General features: G+C 67.9%; 11 protein-coding genes and 3 rRNA genes. 8 read left to right on the top strand and 6 right to left on the bottom strand.

What is annotated here, in order from left to right; genetic code table 11:
* Positions 1 to 21 precede the first annotated feature (21 nt).
* Entirely contained in the window at positions 22 to 378 is a 357-nt protein-coding gene (locus tag ACQP2P_RS35305; protein WP_433608375.1) for a YciI family protein, read from the bottom strand.
* Between the two features lie 107 nt (positions 379 to 485).
* Complete coding sequence (locus tag ACQP2P_RS35300) at positions 486 to 1,490, bottom strand: hypothetical protein (RefSeq protein WP_433608373.1); 1,005 nt, start codon at positions 1,488 to 1,490, stop codon at positions 486 to 488.
* A gap of 35 nt (positions 1,491 to 1,525) precedes the next feature.
* Between ACQP2P_RS35300 and ACQP2P_RS35295 the strand changes: the two genes are divergently transcribed.
* Together ACQP2P_RS35295 and ACQP2P_RS35290 are read left to right on the top strand one after the other, a co-directional pair.
* Positions 1,526 to 2,083, top strand: a complete 558-nt coding sequence (locus tag ACQP2P_RS35295; protein WP_433608371.1) for a hypothetical protein — start codon at positions 1,526 to 1,528, stop codon at positions 2,081 to 2,083.
* Between the two features lie 86 nt (positions 2,084 to 2,169).
* A complete protein-coding gene (locus ACQP2P_RS35290; RefSeq protein WP_433608370.1) occupies positions 2,170 to 2,778 on the top strand; it encodes a hypothetical protein in 609 nt (202 codons plus the stop codon).
* 69 nt (positions 2,779 to 2,847) lie between these two features.
* On the opposite strand, the gene ACQP2P_RS35285 is transcribed toward ACQP2P_RS35290, so the two are convergent.
* Entirely contained in the window at positions 2,848 to 3,414 is a 567-nt protein-coding gene (locus tag ACQP2P_RS35285) for an NAD(P)-dependent oxidoreductase (protein WP_433608368.1), read from the bottom strand.
* A gap of 68 nt (positions 3,415 to 3,482) precedes the next feature.
* Between ACQP2P_RS35285 and ACQP2P_RS35280 the strand changes: the two genes are divergently transcribed.
* The gene (locus tag ACQP2P_RS35280) at positions 3,483 to 3,857 is read left to right on the top strand and encodes a winged helix-turn-helix transcriptional regulator (protein ID WP_433608366.1); all 375 of its coding nucleotides are present in this window, start codon (positions 3,483 to 3,485) and stop codon (positions 3,855 to 3,857) included.
* Positions 3,854 to 4,645 (top strand): SGNH/GDSL hydrolase family protein, encoded by a 792-nt coding sequence (locus ACQP2P_RS35275; protein WP_433608364.1) that lies wholly within the window; start codon positions 3,854 to 3,856, stop codon positions 4,643 to 4,645. Before ACQP2P_RS35280 ends, ACQP2P_RS35275 begins: the two co-directional genes overlap by 4 nt.
* A gap of 219 nt (positions 4,646 to 4,864) precedes the next feature.
* On the opposite strand, the gene ACQP2P_RS35270 is transcribed toward ACQP2P_RS35275, so the two are convergent.
* From ACQP2P_RS35270 to ACQP2P_RS35260, 3 genes are all read right to left on the bottom strand, one after another.
* The gene (locus ACQP2P_RS35270) at positions 4,865 to 6,004 is read right to left on the bottom strand and encodes an NADP-dependent oxidoreductase (protein ID WP_433608362.1); all 1,140 of its coding nucleotides are present in this window, start codon (positions 6,002 to 6,004) and stop codon (positions 4,865 to 4,867) included.
* Positions 6,005 to 6,195: 191 nt separating this feature from the next.
* Positions 6,196 to 8,055, bottom strand: coding sequence for a class I SAM-dependent methyltransferase (locus ACQP2P_RS35265; protein WP_433608360.1), 1,860 nt, complete (start codon positions 8,053 to 8,055; stop codon positions 6,196 to 6,198).
* Positions 8,056 to 8,057: 2 nt separating this feature from the next.
* Positions 8,058 to 8,366: an antibiotic biosynthesis monooxygenase family protein gene (locus ACQP2P_RS35260; protein WP_433608358.1), complete on the bottom strand. Its 309-nt coding sequence runs from the start codon at positions 8,364 to 8,366 to the stop codon at positions 8,058 to 8,060.
* 97 nt (positions 8,367 to 8,463) lie between these two features.
* On the opposite strand from ACQP2P_RS35260, the gene tyrS reads away from it, so the two are divergent.
* From tyrS to rrf, 4 genes are all read left to right on the top strand, one after another.
* Complete coding sequence (gene tyrS / locus ACQP2P_RS35255) at positions 8,464 to 9,732, top strand: tyrosine--tRNA ligase (protein WP_433608356.1); 1,269 nt, start codon at positions 8,464 to 8,466, stop codon at positions 9,730 to 9,732.
* Between the two features lie 681 nt (positions 9,733 to 10,413).
* Positions 10,414 to 11,928: ribosomal RNA gene (locus ACQP2P_RS35250) — 16S ribosomal RNA — on the top strand.
* Positions 11,929 to 12,272: 344 nt separating this feature from the next.
* Positions 12,273 to 15,380: ribosomal RNA gene (locus tag ACQP2P_RS35245) — 23S ribosomal RNA — on the top strand.
* A 111-nt stretch (positions 15,381 to 15,491) separates the two neighbouring features.
* Positions 15,492 to 15,608 (top strand): 5S ribosomal RNA (gene rrf, locus ACQP2P_RS35240).
* Together the 16S, 23S and 5S rRNA genes form the textbook arrangement of a ribosomal RNA operon.
* Positions 15,609 to 15,610: the final 2 nt, after the last annotated feature.

Below are 15,610 nucleotides of genomic sequence, written 5' to 3'. Positions count from 1 at the left end.
CCGCGGCTCGGACACGCTGGGTCACTTCTCCTGGGTGTGCACGATGGCGCGCACCTCGATCGCGTTCCACTTGGCATCCGGGATCATGGCGGCGAGCTCGCACGCGCGGTCCCGGGACTCGCACTCGACCAGGTAGAACCCGGCGAGGAACTCCTTGGCCTCGACGTAGGGCCCGTCGGTGACCGTCGCCGCGCCGGAGCGCACCCGCACGACCGCGCTCTGCTCGGGCCCGCCGAGCGCGTCGGTGCGGATCAGCTCGCCGGACTCGGTGATGGTCTTGATGAACCGGTCGTGCCCGGACATCACCTCGTCGATGTCGGCCTGGGTGAGCGTCGACCACACGTCGGGGTTCATGTGGATCAGCAGCAGGTACTTCATCGCAGAAGATTCCTCTCAGGAAAGGCGTCACGAGGTGGTCGGAGCCGTCGGGTCGGTCTCTACACGACCGCCGGGCGGGGCGCGTGAACTTCCCGGAGTCGTTCGTCCTAGAGCTTGGTGGACGCCGGCAGGGGCAGCGCCTTCGTGATGTTCGTGAGGGTGGCGGCCGCCTTCGCGAACTGCGAACCATCCGGGTGTACCGACAGCACGGCCACGATGTACCGGTCGTTCTCCCCGACGGTGCCCGTGGTGTGCAGCACCTCGCCCATCATGTCGGGCGCGTTCGGCCCGGCCGCGGCCGGCACGAACCGCGCGCCGCCGTCGTAGCCGGCGCCGGCCACGCACGGGGTGGCCGGGTCGTCGCCGAAGCCCGACCAGCCCTGCTTGGCCGAGCGCGGGGCCTTGAACGCGCTCGGGATGCCGAAGGACTGGTCGTAGTGGTCGGTCCCGCACTTCGTGGTCTGGTGCAGGTTGCCCATGATGAACTCGCGCACCGGGGCCGGCGCCTCGTCGAGGATGTACTGGTACACCCGCACCAGGTCGCCCGCGCTGATCGCCGTGTAGCCCCAGTACCCCGGCTGGCTGACCGGCGGGGGTGCGGTGTCGCGCAGCCCGAGCCGCTGCACCATGCGGCTGACGATCTCGCGCTGCCCGTCGGCCTTCCACAGCCCGGTCGCGGCCGCGTCGTCGCTGCTGCGCAGCATCACCTGGAGCTTGGGCTGGTCGGCGGCCGGCACCGGGTAGGCGGGGCCCTTGTTCCAGAAGTAGTCGAGCGCGATGAGCAGCTTGACCAGCGACGCGGAGCGGAACCGCCAGCTCGGCTTCTGCTGCAGGACGTACGCGTTCGTCTGCCGGTCGTAGATCACGATGCCCGCGGTGACGCCGGCCGGGACGGCGACGGGGGCGGCGCTGGTGGGCGCGGCCGGCGGGGCGGCGCTGGACGGGGGCGGGGCGGAACTCGGCTGCGCGGAACTCGGCTGCGCGGCCGAGACCGGGGCGGAGGCGAACTGCGGCACGGCGGCCGGCGGGGCCTCCTTGCCGCCGCAGCCGGCCACGGCCAGGAGCAGGACCGCGGCCGCCAGGAGCAGCCGAAAGGGGCGCGCAGAGGGCATGCCCCATCATGCCCCGCCCGCGTAGCGTTGACCCGGTGCGGGGGCGCGGCTGGTGGCTCGGGCTCGCCGCCGCGGTACCGGTCGGGCTGCCGCTGCTCGGGCGCTGGCCCGCGGCCCTGGCCTTCGCCGGCATCACCGCGGCCGCGGTGGGCCCCGTGCTGCTGGCCCAGTGGTGGGCGCGTCGCCGGCAGCGGGCCGCGCACGCCGCCGGCGCCCTGCGCTGGTTCGGCCGCGTGCCGCTGGAGCGCGCGGCGCTCATCTGGGAGCTCGGCCCCGGCCTCGCCCTGCTGTTCGGCGGCGGCGTGCCGGTGTGCATCACGACCGGCGACGACGGCCTGACGCTGCGCCCGCGCGGACTGTCGCCGCGTCGTCACCCGTCCGTGACGGTGCTCTGGACCGACATCGCCGGGGCGCGGGCCGAGCCGGCCGGGCGGCTGACCGCCCACGGCCGGGTCGCCGCACTCCCGCTCACCGCCGTGATCCTGGATCTGCCAGGGGATACGGGCGGCCCGCTGACGGTGACCACGCACGCGGCCGGGGGACTGGTCGAGACGGTCGCCGCGCGCCACATAGCGCAGAGTGATGATCACTGAGGGTAAAACGGGGATCGGGTGATGGATTCGGCACCCAGCGTGGCTGAGTTGCGCCCATTTCCGCCGGTTCCGTAGGTTGGTCTTCCATGGCGGAGTTGATCGAGGTTGGTGTCTGGTACGAGGCCCGGCCGATCACGGTTGACCAGGGTGTCGACCGTTACGAGGCGTTGCGGCGCGGCGACGCGGAATGGGCGATCGTCGATCCCGGCGTAGAGCGCTTCGACCGCGAGGTGCGGACGGGAGTCGATCCGGCGCTGTGGGCGGAGCCGGTCGTCGGCGAGGGCACGCACGTGCTGCTGGTGCTGCACCGGGACGCGCCCGGCGAGGCGCTGCAGTTCATCCACAAGCTGGCCGACGAGTGCGAGCTGCTGTGTTTCCAGCGGCCCGGTCGCCATCAGCCTGCGGCGCTCTGGCAGCCGCGGCGGCTGCTGCGGGTGCCGGTGCCGAGAATGACGACCGAGGACGGGTCGCTGGCCCATCATCCGACCGGGGACGACATCCGCGACTTGATCGGCCGGCTCGACGAGGACAACACGTCGGCCGAGCTGTGGCGGGAGGACGGCGCCTCGATCCGGGTCGCGATCGTGCCGGGGCAGCGGCGCTGGCGCGTCTCGACCCCGGACGGCTCGTCGCACGAGCAGGAGCACCTGACCGGGGTGGCCGAGCAGTTCGAGGCGTTCGCCGCGTCCGCGTAGCGCCCCTCACTCGCCGGCGAGTATGTCCATATGCCGGCTGGTGTGGCTGTCCACGCGGACGTTGCGGGCCTACCGGGAGTCGGTCTGGCCGCCGGCTGCGATCTGGCGGCGGTGGTGGCGGCCTGCGACGACCTCGTCGAGCAGTGCCGCCGCCAGCGCCGCGTAGGTGTATCCGCCGTCACCGCTCGCCACCAGCTCCATCGGCGGGGTGACGACCACCCAGTCGACGGGCCCCTCGTAGCGGTGCAGCACCGCCAGCTCCGCGCGGCGCGCCTCCACGAACGGCCGCCAGGCGGCCGGGAAGTCCTCGGGCAGCGGCCCGAGCGTGGGGGCGAGCCCGACGACGAGCAGCCGGTGGACGCCGGCCCGCTCCAGCCCCTCGAGCAGGTGTTCCATCGCCGCCGCGTAGTCGTGCTGATCCGCGCTGTACACCGTCACGATCGCCGTGTCGTGCCCGTGCGCCGCGCGGGCCACGAGCGCCGCGTCGGTGACGTCCCCGGCCACCGCGTGCTCCAGGTCCGGGTACCTCCCCGGATCCCGCACCACCGCGGTCGCCGTGACACCGCGCCGCCGCGCCTCCGCCAGCACCGCACGACCGGCCCGCCCACCCGCTCCGAACACCACTGTCCTGGTCATGCCCGGGACCGTAGAACGGGAGACCCCGGTAACTGCAACGTAACCGGGGCGCGCGTTACCGTGAGCGCATGCGCGCACCGCTGCCGCCGGACCTGTTCGACCCGGCCTGCCCGTCGTCCGCGACGCCGTTCCAGATCGGCGACAAGTGGGCGGGCATGGTCCTGACCTGCCTGCGCGACGGCACCCCCCGCCGCTTCACCGAGCTGCGCGTGCCGCTGCGCCGCGTGTCGGCGAAGGTGCTCGCGGAGACCCTGCGCGCCCTCGAGCGCGACGGCATGATCACCCGGGCCGCCTACGACGAGCTCCCGCCGCGCGTCGAATACGCCATCACGGACCTCGGCCGCACCCTCTTCCCGGCGATGGACGCCTGCCGCGCCTGGGCGGCCGAGCACCTGCCGACCGTCGAGTCGGCCCGCGCCGCCTACGCCTCGCGCACGTCATGACGAGGGTGTACCGCCGATACGTCGCCATCGGCGACAGCACCACGGAGGGCATGGACGACCCGGACGGCCGGGGCGGCTACCGAGGCTGGGCGGACCGCTTCGCCGAGCACGTGGCGCGGTCGCAGTCCGGCGGCGGGCCGGTCCTGGAATACGCCAATCTGGCCATCCGCGGCCGCACCACGGCCCGGATCCGCGCCGAGCAGCTGGCCCCCGCGGTGGCCCTGGAGCCGGACCTGGCCACCGTCGTGGCGGGCATGAACGACATCCTCCGCGGCTCCTTCGACGTGTCCGCGGTGGCCGCCGACATCTTCGCCATGCAGGACGCCCTGGTCTCCTCGGGCGCGACCGTCCTCACCTTCACGCTGCCGGACCCGGCCCCGGTGATGCCCATCGCCAAGCCCCTGCGCGGCCGCGTCCTGGCCCTCAACGAGGCCATCCGCAAGGTGACCGCGGACAGTGGCGCGATCCTGCTGGACCTCGGCGCGCACCCGGTGGCCTCCGACCCGCGCCTGTGGAGCGACGACCGCCTGCACGCGAACAGCGCCGGTCACGAGCGCATCGGCCGCGCCCTCGCGTACGCCCTCGGCCTCCCCGGCTTCGACGACTCCTGGAACGCGTCGCTGCCGCCGCCGGTGCGCCGCCCCCGCCACCGGGCGATCACCGCGGAGCTGGCCTGGATGCGCCGGCACATGCTGCCGTGGGCCGCCCGCCACGTGATGGGCCGCAGCTCGGGCGACAACCGGGTCTGCAAGCGGGCCACCCCGGCCCCGGTGGACCTCGGCCCCTGAGCCGGCGCTCCCCGGCCGGCACTCCCCGGCTGGTGGTCTGGTGGTCCGGCTGGTGGTCCGGCGCTCCCGCCGGGTGCGCCCGAACCGCACGGCAGCGTGATCGCGTCCAGTTCGGCGTAGCCGGTGCCACCCGCGAAGGACGGCGCGCCCGTTCCCGGGCTCCCGCCCGGTTGCTCTAGCTCCCCCCGGCGGCCGGCTCCCGGGCTCGCGGCGGGGCGGTCAGATGGTGATGACGATCTTGCCGCGGACGTGGCCGGACTCGCTCAGGTCGTTCGCGGCCGCGGCCTCCTCCAGCGGGAACGTGCGCTCGACCGGCATCGAGAAGCGACCCGCGGTGTAGAGGGCGGCGACCTCGTGCATCGTCTGGTACGCGCGGCCCTCCGAGCCGTCGGTGACCCGCGCCCCGAGCTTCGGCGCGTCGAAGTCGGCGATGCTCACCACGTCCGCGGGCGTCGGGGTGAGCGTGACGAGCTCGGCGACGGCCCCGCGCCCGGCCGTGTCCAGCGCCCGGTCGACCCCGTCCGGCGCGAGCGCGCGGATGCGGTCGGCGAGCCCCGGCCCGTACGTCACCGGGATTACCCCCAGCCCCCGCAGGAAGTCGTGGTTGCGCTCGCTCGCGGTGCCGATGACCGTGGCCCCGCGAGCGATGGCGATCTGCACCGCGGCGATCCCGACCCCGCCGGCGGCGCCGTTGACGACGAGCGTCACGCCCGCGGCGGGCTGCGCGTCGTCCCGGCGGGCCGCACGCTCCTCGCGACCCGATTCACCGCTGGTTGCTGCGCCGCCTGGTACGCCGCTGGTTGCTGTGCCGCCGGCTGGCGCAGCGGCAGTGGTGGGTGTCGGGGAACTGGGGGCCGCCGATGCGCCGGTCCTGGCGTCGCCCGTGCTCGCGGCGTCGCCCGTGCTCACCCCGCCGTGCGCGGTTGCCCCGCCGTGTGCGGTCGCGGGCGGCTGGGGCCGGCCGAGGCCGAGCAGGTCCAGGGCGCGGCCGGCGGTCTCGACCACGTTGGGCAGACCCGCGGCCTCGGTGAAGCTCAGGGCCCGGGGCTTCGCCGTCCAGTGGCGCAGGATCGCGTGCTCGGCGGCCGCGCCGCCCTCGGCCACCCCGAACACCTCGTCGCCGACCGCCACGCCCTCGACGCCCTCGCCCAGGGCCTCGACGACCCCGGCCGCGTCCGAGTGGGGGATCATCGGGAGGCGCTGCGGAGCAGTGCCGAAGGCGCCGCTGCGCACCTTCCAGTCGAAGGGGTTCACCCCCACGGCCCGTACGGCGATGCGGATGCGCCCGGCCGGCGGCTCCGGCTCGGCGCGCTCGACGATGTGCAGGACGCTCGACGGCCCGTACTCGGAATACTGCAACGCCTTCACGCTGTGCCCCCCGATCTGTCGGTGGTCGCCCGGCCGCGCTCGCCGGGCCGGGATGCGGGCCGGCAGCGCCACGCGGCCGGGCCTGAGTCTGAGTCTGGGCGGGTCGGACGGGTCATGCCGGAGTCGCGCACGGGCGGCGGCGGGTGCGCGGTCGGCCCGCGACGCCCGTGGCGGCCGTGGTGTCAGGTGTTCAAGGGGCGGCGGGCGACCAGCAGGACGTGGGTGTCGGGCCAGTCGAGCGGGTGGCCGTCCAGTGTGGACAGCCGGGCGTAGGGGCGGATGCGGTGCTCGACGATCCAGTCGTTGCGCCAGGAGTGCGACGCCGGGTCGACCTCGAAGCCGACGTCGGTCAGCAGGGCCTTCCAGTCGGCGAACTCCAGGCCGCAGAACTGCTCGTGGGCCTCGGAAAGCCAGTTGTCGGGGTAGTCCTTGTGGGTGAGGAACTCCATGGCGTCGGACAGGGCGATCTCGACCGCGCCGGGGTCGGAGGGGTCCTCGAGGTCCTTGTAGGGCAGCGGGAAGTGGAAGTCCGCGGCGAAGCGGTCCAGCCGCGCCCGGGTGGAGAGGGCCTCGACGTGGGCCGCGATCTCGTCCCGGCTCAGCTCGTCCAGGGCGGCGGGATCGGGCTGCGCCGTGGGCGCCGGCGGGCTGCCCTGCAGCGACAGGCGGACCCGCAGCGCGCGGTTGTCGGGGCCGCAGACGTCGGAGTTGATCCAGACGCCGCCGGGGACCGTGTGGTCGTAGATGGCCTGGGCGAACGCGCGCAGCGAGTCCATCTGGTGCCCGTAGGACCAGATCTCGTGCGTCAGCGCGAACGTCAGGGTCGTGTCGATCGAGCGCGGCGGGAAGACGGCGCCGCCGAGGACGTTGCGGCAGTAGAAGTACACGTTGGGGTTGGTGAACCAGCCCTGGGCCTTGCGGTGCACGCACTCCTCGTAGAGGTGGCGGGCGACCTCGACGCCGATCAGGTCGCTCTCGCGCAGGGCCGGCTCGCGGTCGGCGAGGGCGAGCACGGCGCCCGCGCCGCAGCCGACGTCGACGATCCGGCCGGGGCGGACGTGGCGCTTGACGAGGTCCCACTTGCGCTCGGCGCTGGCCTCGAACGCCTCGGCGTAGGTGCGGTAGTCGCGGGTCGTGGTCAGCCCGCCCTCCTCGCCGACGACGGGGTCGTTCACCACGAGGGCGACCTGCTCGCCGAGGCGGTAGCGGTCGTAGACGTCCAGCGTCGCCGGGTGCGCCGCCTCGCGCCAGGACGGGTCGCCGCCGGCCAGGCGCAGGAGCACGTCCCACGGCCGCTCGGGCACCGCGGCCGGGTGAGGCTCGGGCGAGCCTTCGGTGCCTTCGGAGCCGGGCGTGTGGACGCTCGCGGTCGGCCCAGGCTCGTCGGGCGTGTCGACGGCGGCGGCGGGCCCAGGCTCCTCGGGCGTGTGGACGGCGGCGGCGGGCCCAGGCTCCTCGGGCGTGTGGACGGCGGCGGCGGGCCCAGGCTCCTCGGACGAATGGGCGGTGGCGGTGGGACCGGCCTGCGCGGGCGAGGTGGCGGCGCGCTCGGGGCCGGGCGGCGTGATGGTGGCGATCGGGCCGGCCCCCGGGGGCGAGGCGGTGAACGCCGTGTCGGCCTCCACCGGGGCGATGGGGAAGCCGAGGGCCGAATACAGCGCGGCGACCTCGGGCGTCGAGCAGGCCACCACGGTGTCGTCCGGCGTCAGACGGTGACCCAGGACCGACTCGACGCTCTTGAGCGTGACTTCGGCGAAGCGATCGGTGGGCGCGGTGTCGAAGACCGGCACGACCAGCGAGCGCAGGCCCTCCTGGACGCTGAAGCGCTCGATGGCGGCCTCGCGGCGGTCATACGACACCGGATTGCGCTTGGTGTTCTGGTGGTTGGCGCTCGTCACCGCCCAGACGATCGTGGGAGGCGAGGCGGCGGATTCACCGGCAGTACCGATGCCGTCCTCGCTCTTCACCAAGGCTCGCAGGTAAGCCGCCTGGAAACGGGTCAGCAGGTGATGGCGGCCGGGGAAGAGGACGAAGCGCGCCATGGTCAGTCCCGCGGGTCCGCGTGCTCGACGACCTCGAACTCCAGCAGGCTCGCGCCCGTCGCGACCGGGCGGCCACGCTCACCCGCGTGGGCCTCGCGGGCCGGGCCGCTGGACCAGGCCTGGAAGTGCTCCTCGGACTCCCACTTCGTGTAGACGAAGTAGCGGGTCTCGCCGGCCATTGGACGCAGCAGCTCGAAGCCCAGGAAGCCCGGCTGGCCCTCGACCGCGCCGTGCCGGGCGGCGAACCGGCGCTCCAGCTCGGGGCCGGCGCCCTCGGGAACCTCGATCGCGTTGATCTTCACGACTGCCATGCCCCAACCCTAGCGACCGGGTACGACAAAACTCCTTCACCCTGGCCGGACCGAATGCAGTGGGAGCCGCCCGGGTGCTGGTGGGACAATCGCGCCCATGACCGATGTGCTCGAAGATCTGCAGTGGCGCGGCATGATCGCGCTCTCGACCGACCTCGACGAACTCCGCAAGGAGATGGCGAAGGGGCCGATCACCTATTACTGCGGGTTCGACCCCACGGCGCCGAGCCTGCACATCGGCCATCTCTTCCAGGTGCTGACGGTACGCCGGCTGCAGCTGGCCGGGCACCGGCCGCTCGCCCTCGTCGGCGGCGCGACCGGCCTGATCGGTGACCCGCGACCGTCCGCCGAGCGGCAGCTGCACTCGGTCGACCAGGTCGCGGAGTGGGTCGAGAAGCTGCGTGGACAGATCGAGCCGTTCCTCGACTTCACCGGCAGCAACGCCGCCCGGATGGTCAACAACTACGACTGGACCGCGTCCATGTCGGCGATCGACTTCCTGCGGGAGATCGGCAAGCACTTCCGGGTCAACAAGATGCTCACCAAGGACGCGGTGAGCGCACGGCTCAACTCCGATGCGGGGATCAGCTACACCGAGTTCAGTTACCAGATTCTCCAGGGAATGGATTTCCTGGAGTTGTACCGCCGGTATGACTGCCGTCTCCAGACCGGCGGCAGCGACCAGTGGGGCAACCTCACGGCCGGCACCGACCTGATCCATCGCGTGGAGGGCGCCTCCGTGCACCTGCTGGCCACGCCGCTGCTGGTGAACTCCGCGGGGGAGAAGCTCGGCAAGTCCACCGGCGGCGGCAGCCTCTGGATGGACGCCGAACTGACCAGCCCCTACGCGTTGTACCAGTACTTCGTGAACCTCGAGGACGCCGTCGTCGGCAGCCTGTTGCGCAAGCTCACGTTCCTGGAGCGCGAGGAGATCGAGGCCATCGAGAAGGAGACCGCGGAGCGACCCGCGGCCCGGCTCGGGCAACGGCGCCTCGCGGAGGAGATGTCCAAGATCGTGCACGGACCCGGGGAGACCGCGCAGGTGATCGCCGCGAGTCAGGCGCTGTTCGGCCGGGGCGCACTGGGCGAACTGTCGGCGTCGACGCTGCGGGCCGCGCTGAGCGAGGCCGGCCTCGTGCAGGCCCCGCCCGGCTCGACGGTTGCGGACCTGTTCATCGCGGCCGGGCTGGCCTCCAGCCGCAACGAGGCACGGCGCACGGTGTCGGAGGGCGGTGCGTACGTGAACAACGAGCGCGTGTCCGATCCCGAGGAGGTCGTGGCCGCGGAGCGGGCCCTCGCGGGCGGGCTCCTGGTGCTGCGCAAGGGGAAGCGCACGTTCGCCGGCGTCGAGCTCGCCGGCGGATGACCTCGATTTGACTCCCGCGCCGGGCGCCGCGTAGCTTCTGTCCTCGCTACAGGCGCCCGGCGCGCCCGTCAACACCGAAGAGAGCGATCGATTTGGTGGAGATCGGAAGGCCGGGTAGGGTAGAGGACCGGCAGGGAAACGGACGAGATAGCGGAGCGCCAGTCGCGCCGCGGCGGTCGTCCTGTCGAAACCAAATCGATCATAAAACCGGGTGACCGGCGAGTGATCGTGCCCGCAAAACGGCCGGCAGACACGATTTGGATGTTGGCCGAGGAGCGGGTAAGGTTCTTCCTCGGCAGGGAAACGGACGAAGACCGCGGGTCGCGAGAGTGAGCCGCAGCGGACGTCTTGCCGACAGCCTACGACACTCGGCCGGGTATCCGGAAGGGTTGTTGTGCGTTCGTGAAACTGGACAAAGTCCCGTAAGACGGACTTGACACAACGAAGCGGACATGCTAGACTAGAATGGTACGAAATGCCCCGGGCGGGCGGTGCTGGAAACGGTGCGGCTCGGCGGTGTGTGTTGGTTGTTTGAGAACTCAACAGGGTGCTTGTTAAGCCAGTGCCAAATGATTTTTACCCCGTGGCATGGGCGCGCTTCTTCGGGAGTGTGTTGCGTGTCTGGGATTCCTTTGGTGACAACATGTTTGTTGCCGGGTGATTGATTCACCAACGTAGGTTTTGTTGGAGAGTTTGATCCTGGCTCAGGACGAACGCTGGCGGCGTGCTTAACACATGCAAGTCGAGCGGAAAGGCCCTTCGGGGTACTCGAGCGGCGAACGGGTGAGTAACACGTGAGTAACCTGCCCCAGGCTTTGGGATAACCCTCGGAAACGGGGGCTAATACCGAATATTCATGCCCTACGGCATCGTGGGGTGTGGAAAGTTTTTCGGCTTGGGATGGGCTCGCGGCCTATCAGCTTGTTGGTGGGGTGATGGCCTACCAAGGCGACGACGGGTAGCCGGCCTGAGAGGGCGACCGGCCACACTGGGACTGAGACACGGCCCAGACTCCTACGGGAGGCAGCAGTGGGGAATATTGCACAATGGGCGGAAGCCTGATGCAGCGACGCCGCGTGAGGGATGAAGGCCTTCGGGTTGTAAACCTCTTTCGACAGGGACGAAGCGCAAGTGACGGTACCTGGAGAAGAAGCGCCGGCCAACTACGTGCCAGCAGCCGCGGTAAGACGTAGGGCGCGAGCGTTGTCCGGATTTATTGGGCGTAAAGAGCTCGTAGGCGGCTTGTTGCGTCAGCTGTGAAAACCCGCAGCTCAACTGTGGGCTTGCAGCTGATACGGGCAGGCTTGAGTTCGGTAGGGGAGACTGGAATTCCTGGTGTAGCGGTGAAATGCGCAGATATCAGGAGGAACACCGGTGGCGAAGGCGGGTCTCTGGGCCGATACTGACGCTGAGGAGCGAAAGCGTGGGGAGCGAACAGGATTAGATACCCTGGTAGTCCACGCTGTAAACGTTGGGCGCTAGGTGTGGGGGGCCTCTCCGGTTCTCTGTGCCGCAGCTAACGCATTAAGCGCCCCGCCTGGGGAGTACGGCCGCAAGGCTAAAACTCAAAGGAATTGACGGGGGCCCGCACAAGCGGCGGAGCATGCGGATTAATTCGATGCAACGCGAAGAACCTTACCTGGGTTTGACATGTACGGTAATCCGGCAGAGATGCCGGGTCCTTCGGGGCCGTTCACAGGTGGTGCATGGCTGTCGTCAGCTCGTGTCGTGAGATGTTGGGTTAAGTCCCGCAACGAGCGCAACCCTTGTTCGATGTTGCCAGCGGTTCGGCCGGGGACTCATCGAAGACTGCCGGGGTCAACTCGGAGGAAGGTGGGGATGACGTCAAGTCATCATGCCCCTTATGTCCAGGGCTTCACGCATGCTACAATGGCCGGTACAAAGGGCTGCGATACCGTGAGGTGGAGCGAATCCCAAAAAGCCGGTCTCAGTTCGGATCGGGGTCTGCAACTCGACCCCGTGAAGTCGGAGTCGCTAGTAATCGCAGATCAGCAACGCTGCGGTGAATACGTTCCCGGGCCTTGTACACACCGCCCGTCACGTCACGAAAGTCGGCAACACCCGAAGCCGGTGGCCCAACCCTTGTGGAGGGAGCCGTCGAAGGTGGGGCTGGCGATTGGGACGAAGTCGTAACAAGGTAGCCGTACCGGAAGGTGCGGCTGGATCACCTCCTTTCTAAGGAGCACCTTCGGTCGAAAGACTGTAAGGAGCCCGCGCCAGCCGAGTGTGCTGGTGGGGTGCTCAATGGCGGAGACACTGGCGACATTCCTGGTTGGCAACGGCCGGCTCGTTAGTACTGCTGCAGTGATGTGGCGTGGAACGCGTGGTTGGTGCGGCGGCTGGGGAGTATAGGCACCCTGTTGGGTCCTGAAACAACCAACGGTTTGTTTCGGACATGGATCCTGGACGGTTCCGAGGACCGCGGTCGTGGGTGGCCGGAGGCTTGGGCTGATACGACGTTCAGGGTTTGGTGTTGGTTGAGAATTGCACAGTGGATGCGAGCATCTTTATTGCTTTGTGGTCAAGTTGCTGAGGGCGTACGGTGGATGCCTTGGCACCAGGAGCCGATGAAGGACGTGGGAGGCCGCGATAGGCCTGGGGGAGCTGTCAACCGAGCTGTGATCCCAGGGTGTCCGAATGGGGGAACCCGGCACCAGTCATGTGGTGTCACTCCTGCCTGAACACATAGGGCAGGTAGAGGGAACGCGGGGAAGTGAAACATCTCAGTACCCGCAGGAAGAGAAAACAATTGTGATTCCGTGAGTAGTGGCGAGCGAAAGCGGATGAGGCTAAACCAGGCATGTGTGATACCCGGCAGGGGTTGCATGTCTGGGGTTGTGGGGCGTGTCTGCACTGGTCTGCCGGCTGGTGGCACAGTCAGAAAATCGTGGGTTAGTCGAAGTCCGCTGGAAAGCGGCACCGTAGACGGTGAGAGTCCGGTAGGCGAAAACTTGCGGTCTGTGTTGGCGTGTTCCCGAGTAGCGGCGGACTCCTGTAATCTGCCGTGAATCTGCCAGGACCACCTGGTAAGCCTAAATACTCCCTGGTGACCGATAGCGGACGAGTACCGTGAGGGAAAGGTGAAAAGTACCCCGGGAGGGGAGTGAAATAGTACCTGAAACCGTGCGCCTACAATCCGTCGGAGCGTCCTGGCTTTATGTCGGGGGTGACGGCGTGCCTTTTGAAGAATGAGCCTGCGAGTTAGTGATACGTGGCGAGGTTAACCCGTGTGGGGGAGCCGTAGCGAAAGCGAGTCTGAATAGGGCGTTCAGTCGCGTGTCCTAGACCCGAAGCGGAGTGATCTAGCCATGGGCAGGCTGAAGCGCGGGTAAGACCGCGTGGAGGGCCGAACCCACCAACGTTGAAAAGTTGGGGGATGATCTGTGGTTAGGGGTGAAAGGCCAATCAAACTCCGTGATAGCTGGTTCTCCCCGAAATGCATTTAGGTGCAGCGTCATGTGTTTCTTGCCGGAGGTAGAGCACTGGATGGCCTAGGGGGCCCACAAGCTTACTGAAGTCAACCAAACTCCGAATGCCGGTAAGTGAGAGCGTGGCAGTGAGACTGCGGGGGATAAGCTTCGTAGTCGAGAGGGAAACAGCCCAGATCACCAGCTAAGGCCCCTAAGCGTGTGCTAAGTGGTAAAGGATGTGGGGTCGCATAGACAACCAGGAGGTTGGCTTAGAAGCAGCCACCCTTGAAAGAGTGCGTAATAGCTCACTGGTCAAGTGGTTCCGCGCCGACAATGTAGCGGGGCTCAAGCACACCGCCGAAGCTGTGGCATTCACACGTGTACCAGGCCTTTGTGGTCCAGGTGTGTGGATGGGTAGGGGAGCGTCGTGTCACCGGTGAAGCGGCGGAGTGATCCAGCCGTGGAGGTGACGCGAGTGAGAATGCAGGCATGAGTAGCGAAAGCAGGGTGAGAAACCCTGCCGCCGGATGACCAAGGGTTCCAGGGCCAGGCTAATCCGCCCTGGGTGAGTCGGGGCCTAAGGCGAGGCCGAGAGGCGTAGTCGATGGACAACGGGTTGATATTCCCGTACCCGCGTAGAAGCGTCCATGCTGAACCTGCTTGTACTAACGTCACAATGGTCTGAACCTTTCGGGGGGATGGCCGGCGTTTCGGAACTCGGGTGGTAGTAGGCAAGCGATGGGGTGACGCAGGAGGGTAGCTGGGCCCGGCCGGTGGTTGTGCCGGGGCAAGCGTGTAGCCCGTGCTGTAGGCAAATCCGCAGCACATGAGGGTGAGGCGTGAAGCGGAGCCGTTTCAGGTGAAGCCAGTGATCCCATGCTGCCGAGAAAAGCCTCTAGCGAGTTTCGAGCGGCCCGTACCCCAAACCGACACAGGTGGTCAGGTAGAGAATACCGAGGCGATCGGGCGAACTGTGGTTAAGGAACTCGGCAAATTGCCCCCGTAACTTCGGGAGAAGGGGGGCCACCGATGGTGAGACCACATGCTGGTGGAGCGGTTGGTGGCCGCAGAGACCAGGGGGAAGCGACTGTTTACTAAAAACACAGGTCCATGCTAAGTCGTAAGACGACGTATATGGACTGACGCCTGCCCGGTGCTGGAACGTTAAGGGGACCTGTTAGTCCTTCGGGGCGAAGCGGAGAACTTAAGCGCCAGTAAACGGCGGTGGTAACTATAACCATCCTAAGGTAGCGAAATTCCTTGTCGGGTAAGTTCCGACCTGCACGAATGGCGTAACGACTTCCCCACTGTCTCAACCACAGGCCCGGCGAAATTGCACTACGAGTAAAGATGCTCGTTACGCGCGGCAGGACGGAAAGACCCCGGGACCTTCACTATAGCTTGACATTGGTACTCGAATTCGATTGTGTAGGATAGGTGGGAGCCTATGAAACCCTCACGCCAGTGGGGGTGGAGGCAAGCTTGAAATACCACTCTGTTGGATTTGGGTATCTAACCTTGGACCGTGAGCCGGTTCAGGGACAGTGTCTGGTGGGTAGTTTAACTGGGGCGGTTGCCTCCTAAAATGTAACGGAGGCGCCCAAAGGTTCCCTCAGCCTGGTTGGCAATCAGGTGTTGAGTGCAAGTGCACAAGGGGGCTTGACTGTGAGACTGACAGGTCGAGCAGGGACGAAAGTCGGGACTAGTGATCCGGCACTGGCAGGTGGAAGCGGTGTCGCTCAACGGATAAAAGGTACCCCGGGGATAACAGGCTGATCTTCCCCAAGAGTCCATATCGACGGGATGGTTTGGCACCTCGATGTCGGCTCGTCGCATCCTGGGGCTGGAGTAGGTCCCAAGGGTTGGGCTGTTCGCCCATTAAAGCGGTACGCGAGCTGGGTTTAGAACGTCGTGAGACAGTTCGGTCCCTATCCGCCGCGCGCGTAGGATACTTGAGAAGGGCTGTCCCTAGTACGAGAGGACCGGGACGGACGAACCTCTGGTGTGCCAGTTGTTCTGCCAAGAGCACGGCTGGTTGGCTACGTTCGGAAGGGATAACCGCTGAAAGCATCTAAGCGGGAAGCTCGCTTCGAGATGAGGTATCCCACCCCTTGAGGGTTAAGGCCCCCAGCGAGACCACTGGGTTGATAGGCCGGAAGTGGAAGCCTGGTAACAGGTTTGAGCTGACCGGTACTAATAGGCCGAGGACTTGACCTACAACATCAAGCTGTAAAGACTTGCATCCACTGTGTGATTCTGAACCAACACCGAACGCACCCCAATGGCGGGAGACCGTCTGGGTGTGCGGGGTTGACAGGTTCATAGTGTTACGGCGGCCATAGCGGAGGGGAAACGCCCGGTCCCATTCCGAACCCGGAAGCTAAGCCCTCCAGCGCCGATGGTACTGCACCCGAGAGAGTGTGGGAGAGTAGGACGCCGCCGGACAA

The sequence above is a fragment of the Dactylosporangium sp. CA-139114 genome (assembly GCF_050955725.1).
Taxonomy (GTDB): Bacteria; Actinomycetota; Actinomycetes; order Mycobacteriales; family Micromonosporaceae; genus Dactylosporangium.
The sequence above is the reverse complement of the archived record's forward strand: the minus strand, read 5'-3'. Positions and strand labels throughout refer to the sequence as shown.

Excerpts from the sequence above, each read along its gene's own strand:
- ACQP2P_RS35305 (WP_433608375.1), bottom strand. The coding sequence starts at position 378 with ATGAAGTACCTGCTGCTGATCCACATGAACCCCGACGTGTGGTCGACG.
- ACQP2P_RS35300 (WP_433608373.1), bottom strand. The coding sequence starts at position 1,490 with ATGCCCTCTGCGCGCCCCTTTCGGCTGCTCCTGGCGGCCGCGGTCCTG.
- ACQP2P_RS35290 (WP_433608370.1), top strand. The coding sequence starts at position 2,170 with ATGGCGGAGTTGATCGAGGTTGGTGTCTGGTACGAGGCCCGGCCGATC.
- ACQP2P_RS35285 (WP_433608368.1), bottom strand. The coding sequence starts at position 3,414 with ATGACCAGGACAGTGGTGTTCGGAGCGGGTGGGCGGGCCGGTCGTGCG.
- ACQP2P_RS35280 (WP_433608366.1), top strand. The coding sequence starts at position 3,483 with ATGCGCGCACCGCTGCCGCCGGACCTGTTCGACCCGGCCTGCCCGTCG.
- ACQP2P_RS35275 (WP_433608364.1), top strand. The coding sequence starts at position 3,854 with ATGACGAGGGTGTACCGCCGATACGTCGCCATCGGCGACAGCACCACG.
- ACQP2P_RS35265 (WP_433608360.1), bottom strand. The coding sequence starts at position 8,055 with ATGGCGCGCTTCGTCCTCTTCCCCGGCCGCCATCACCTGCTGACCCGT.
- ACQP2P_RS35260 (WP_433608358.1), bottom strand. The coding sequence starts at position 8,366 with ATGGCAGTCGTGAAGATCAACGCGATCGAGGTTCCCGAGGGCGCCGGC.
- tyrS (WP_433608356.1), top strand. The coding sequence starts at position 8,464 with ATGACCGATGTGCTCGAAGATCTGCAGTGGCGCGGCATGATCGCGCTC.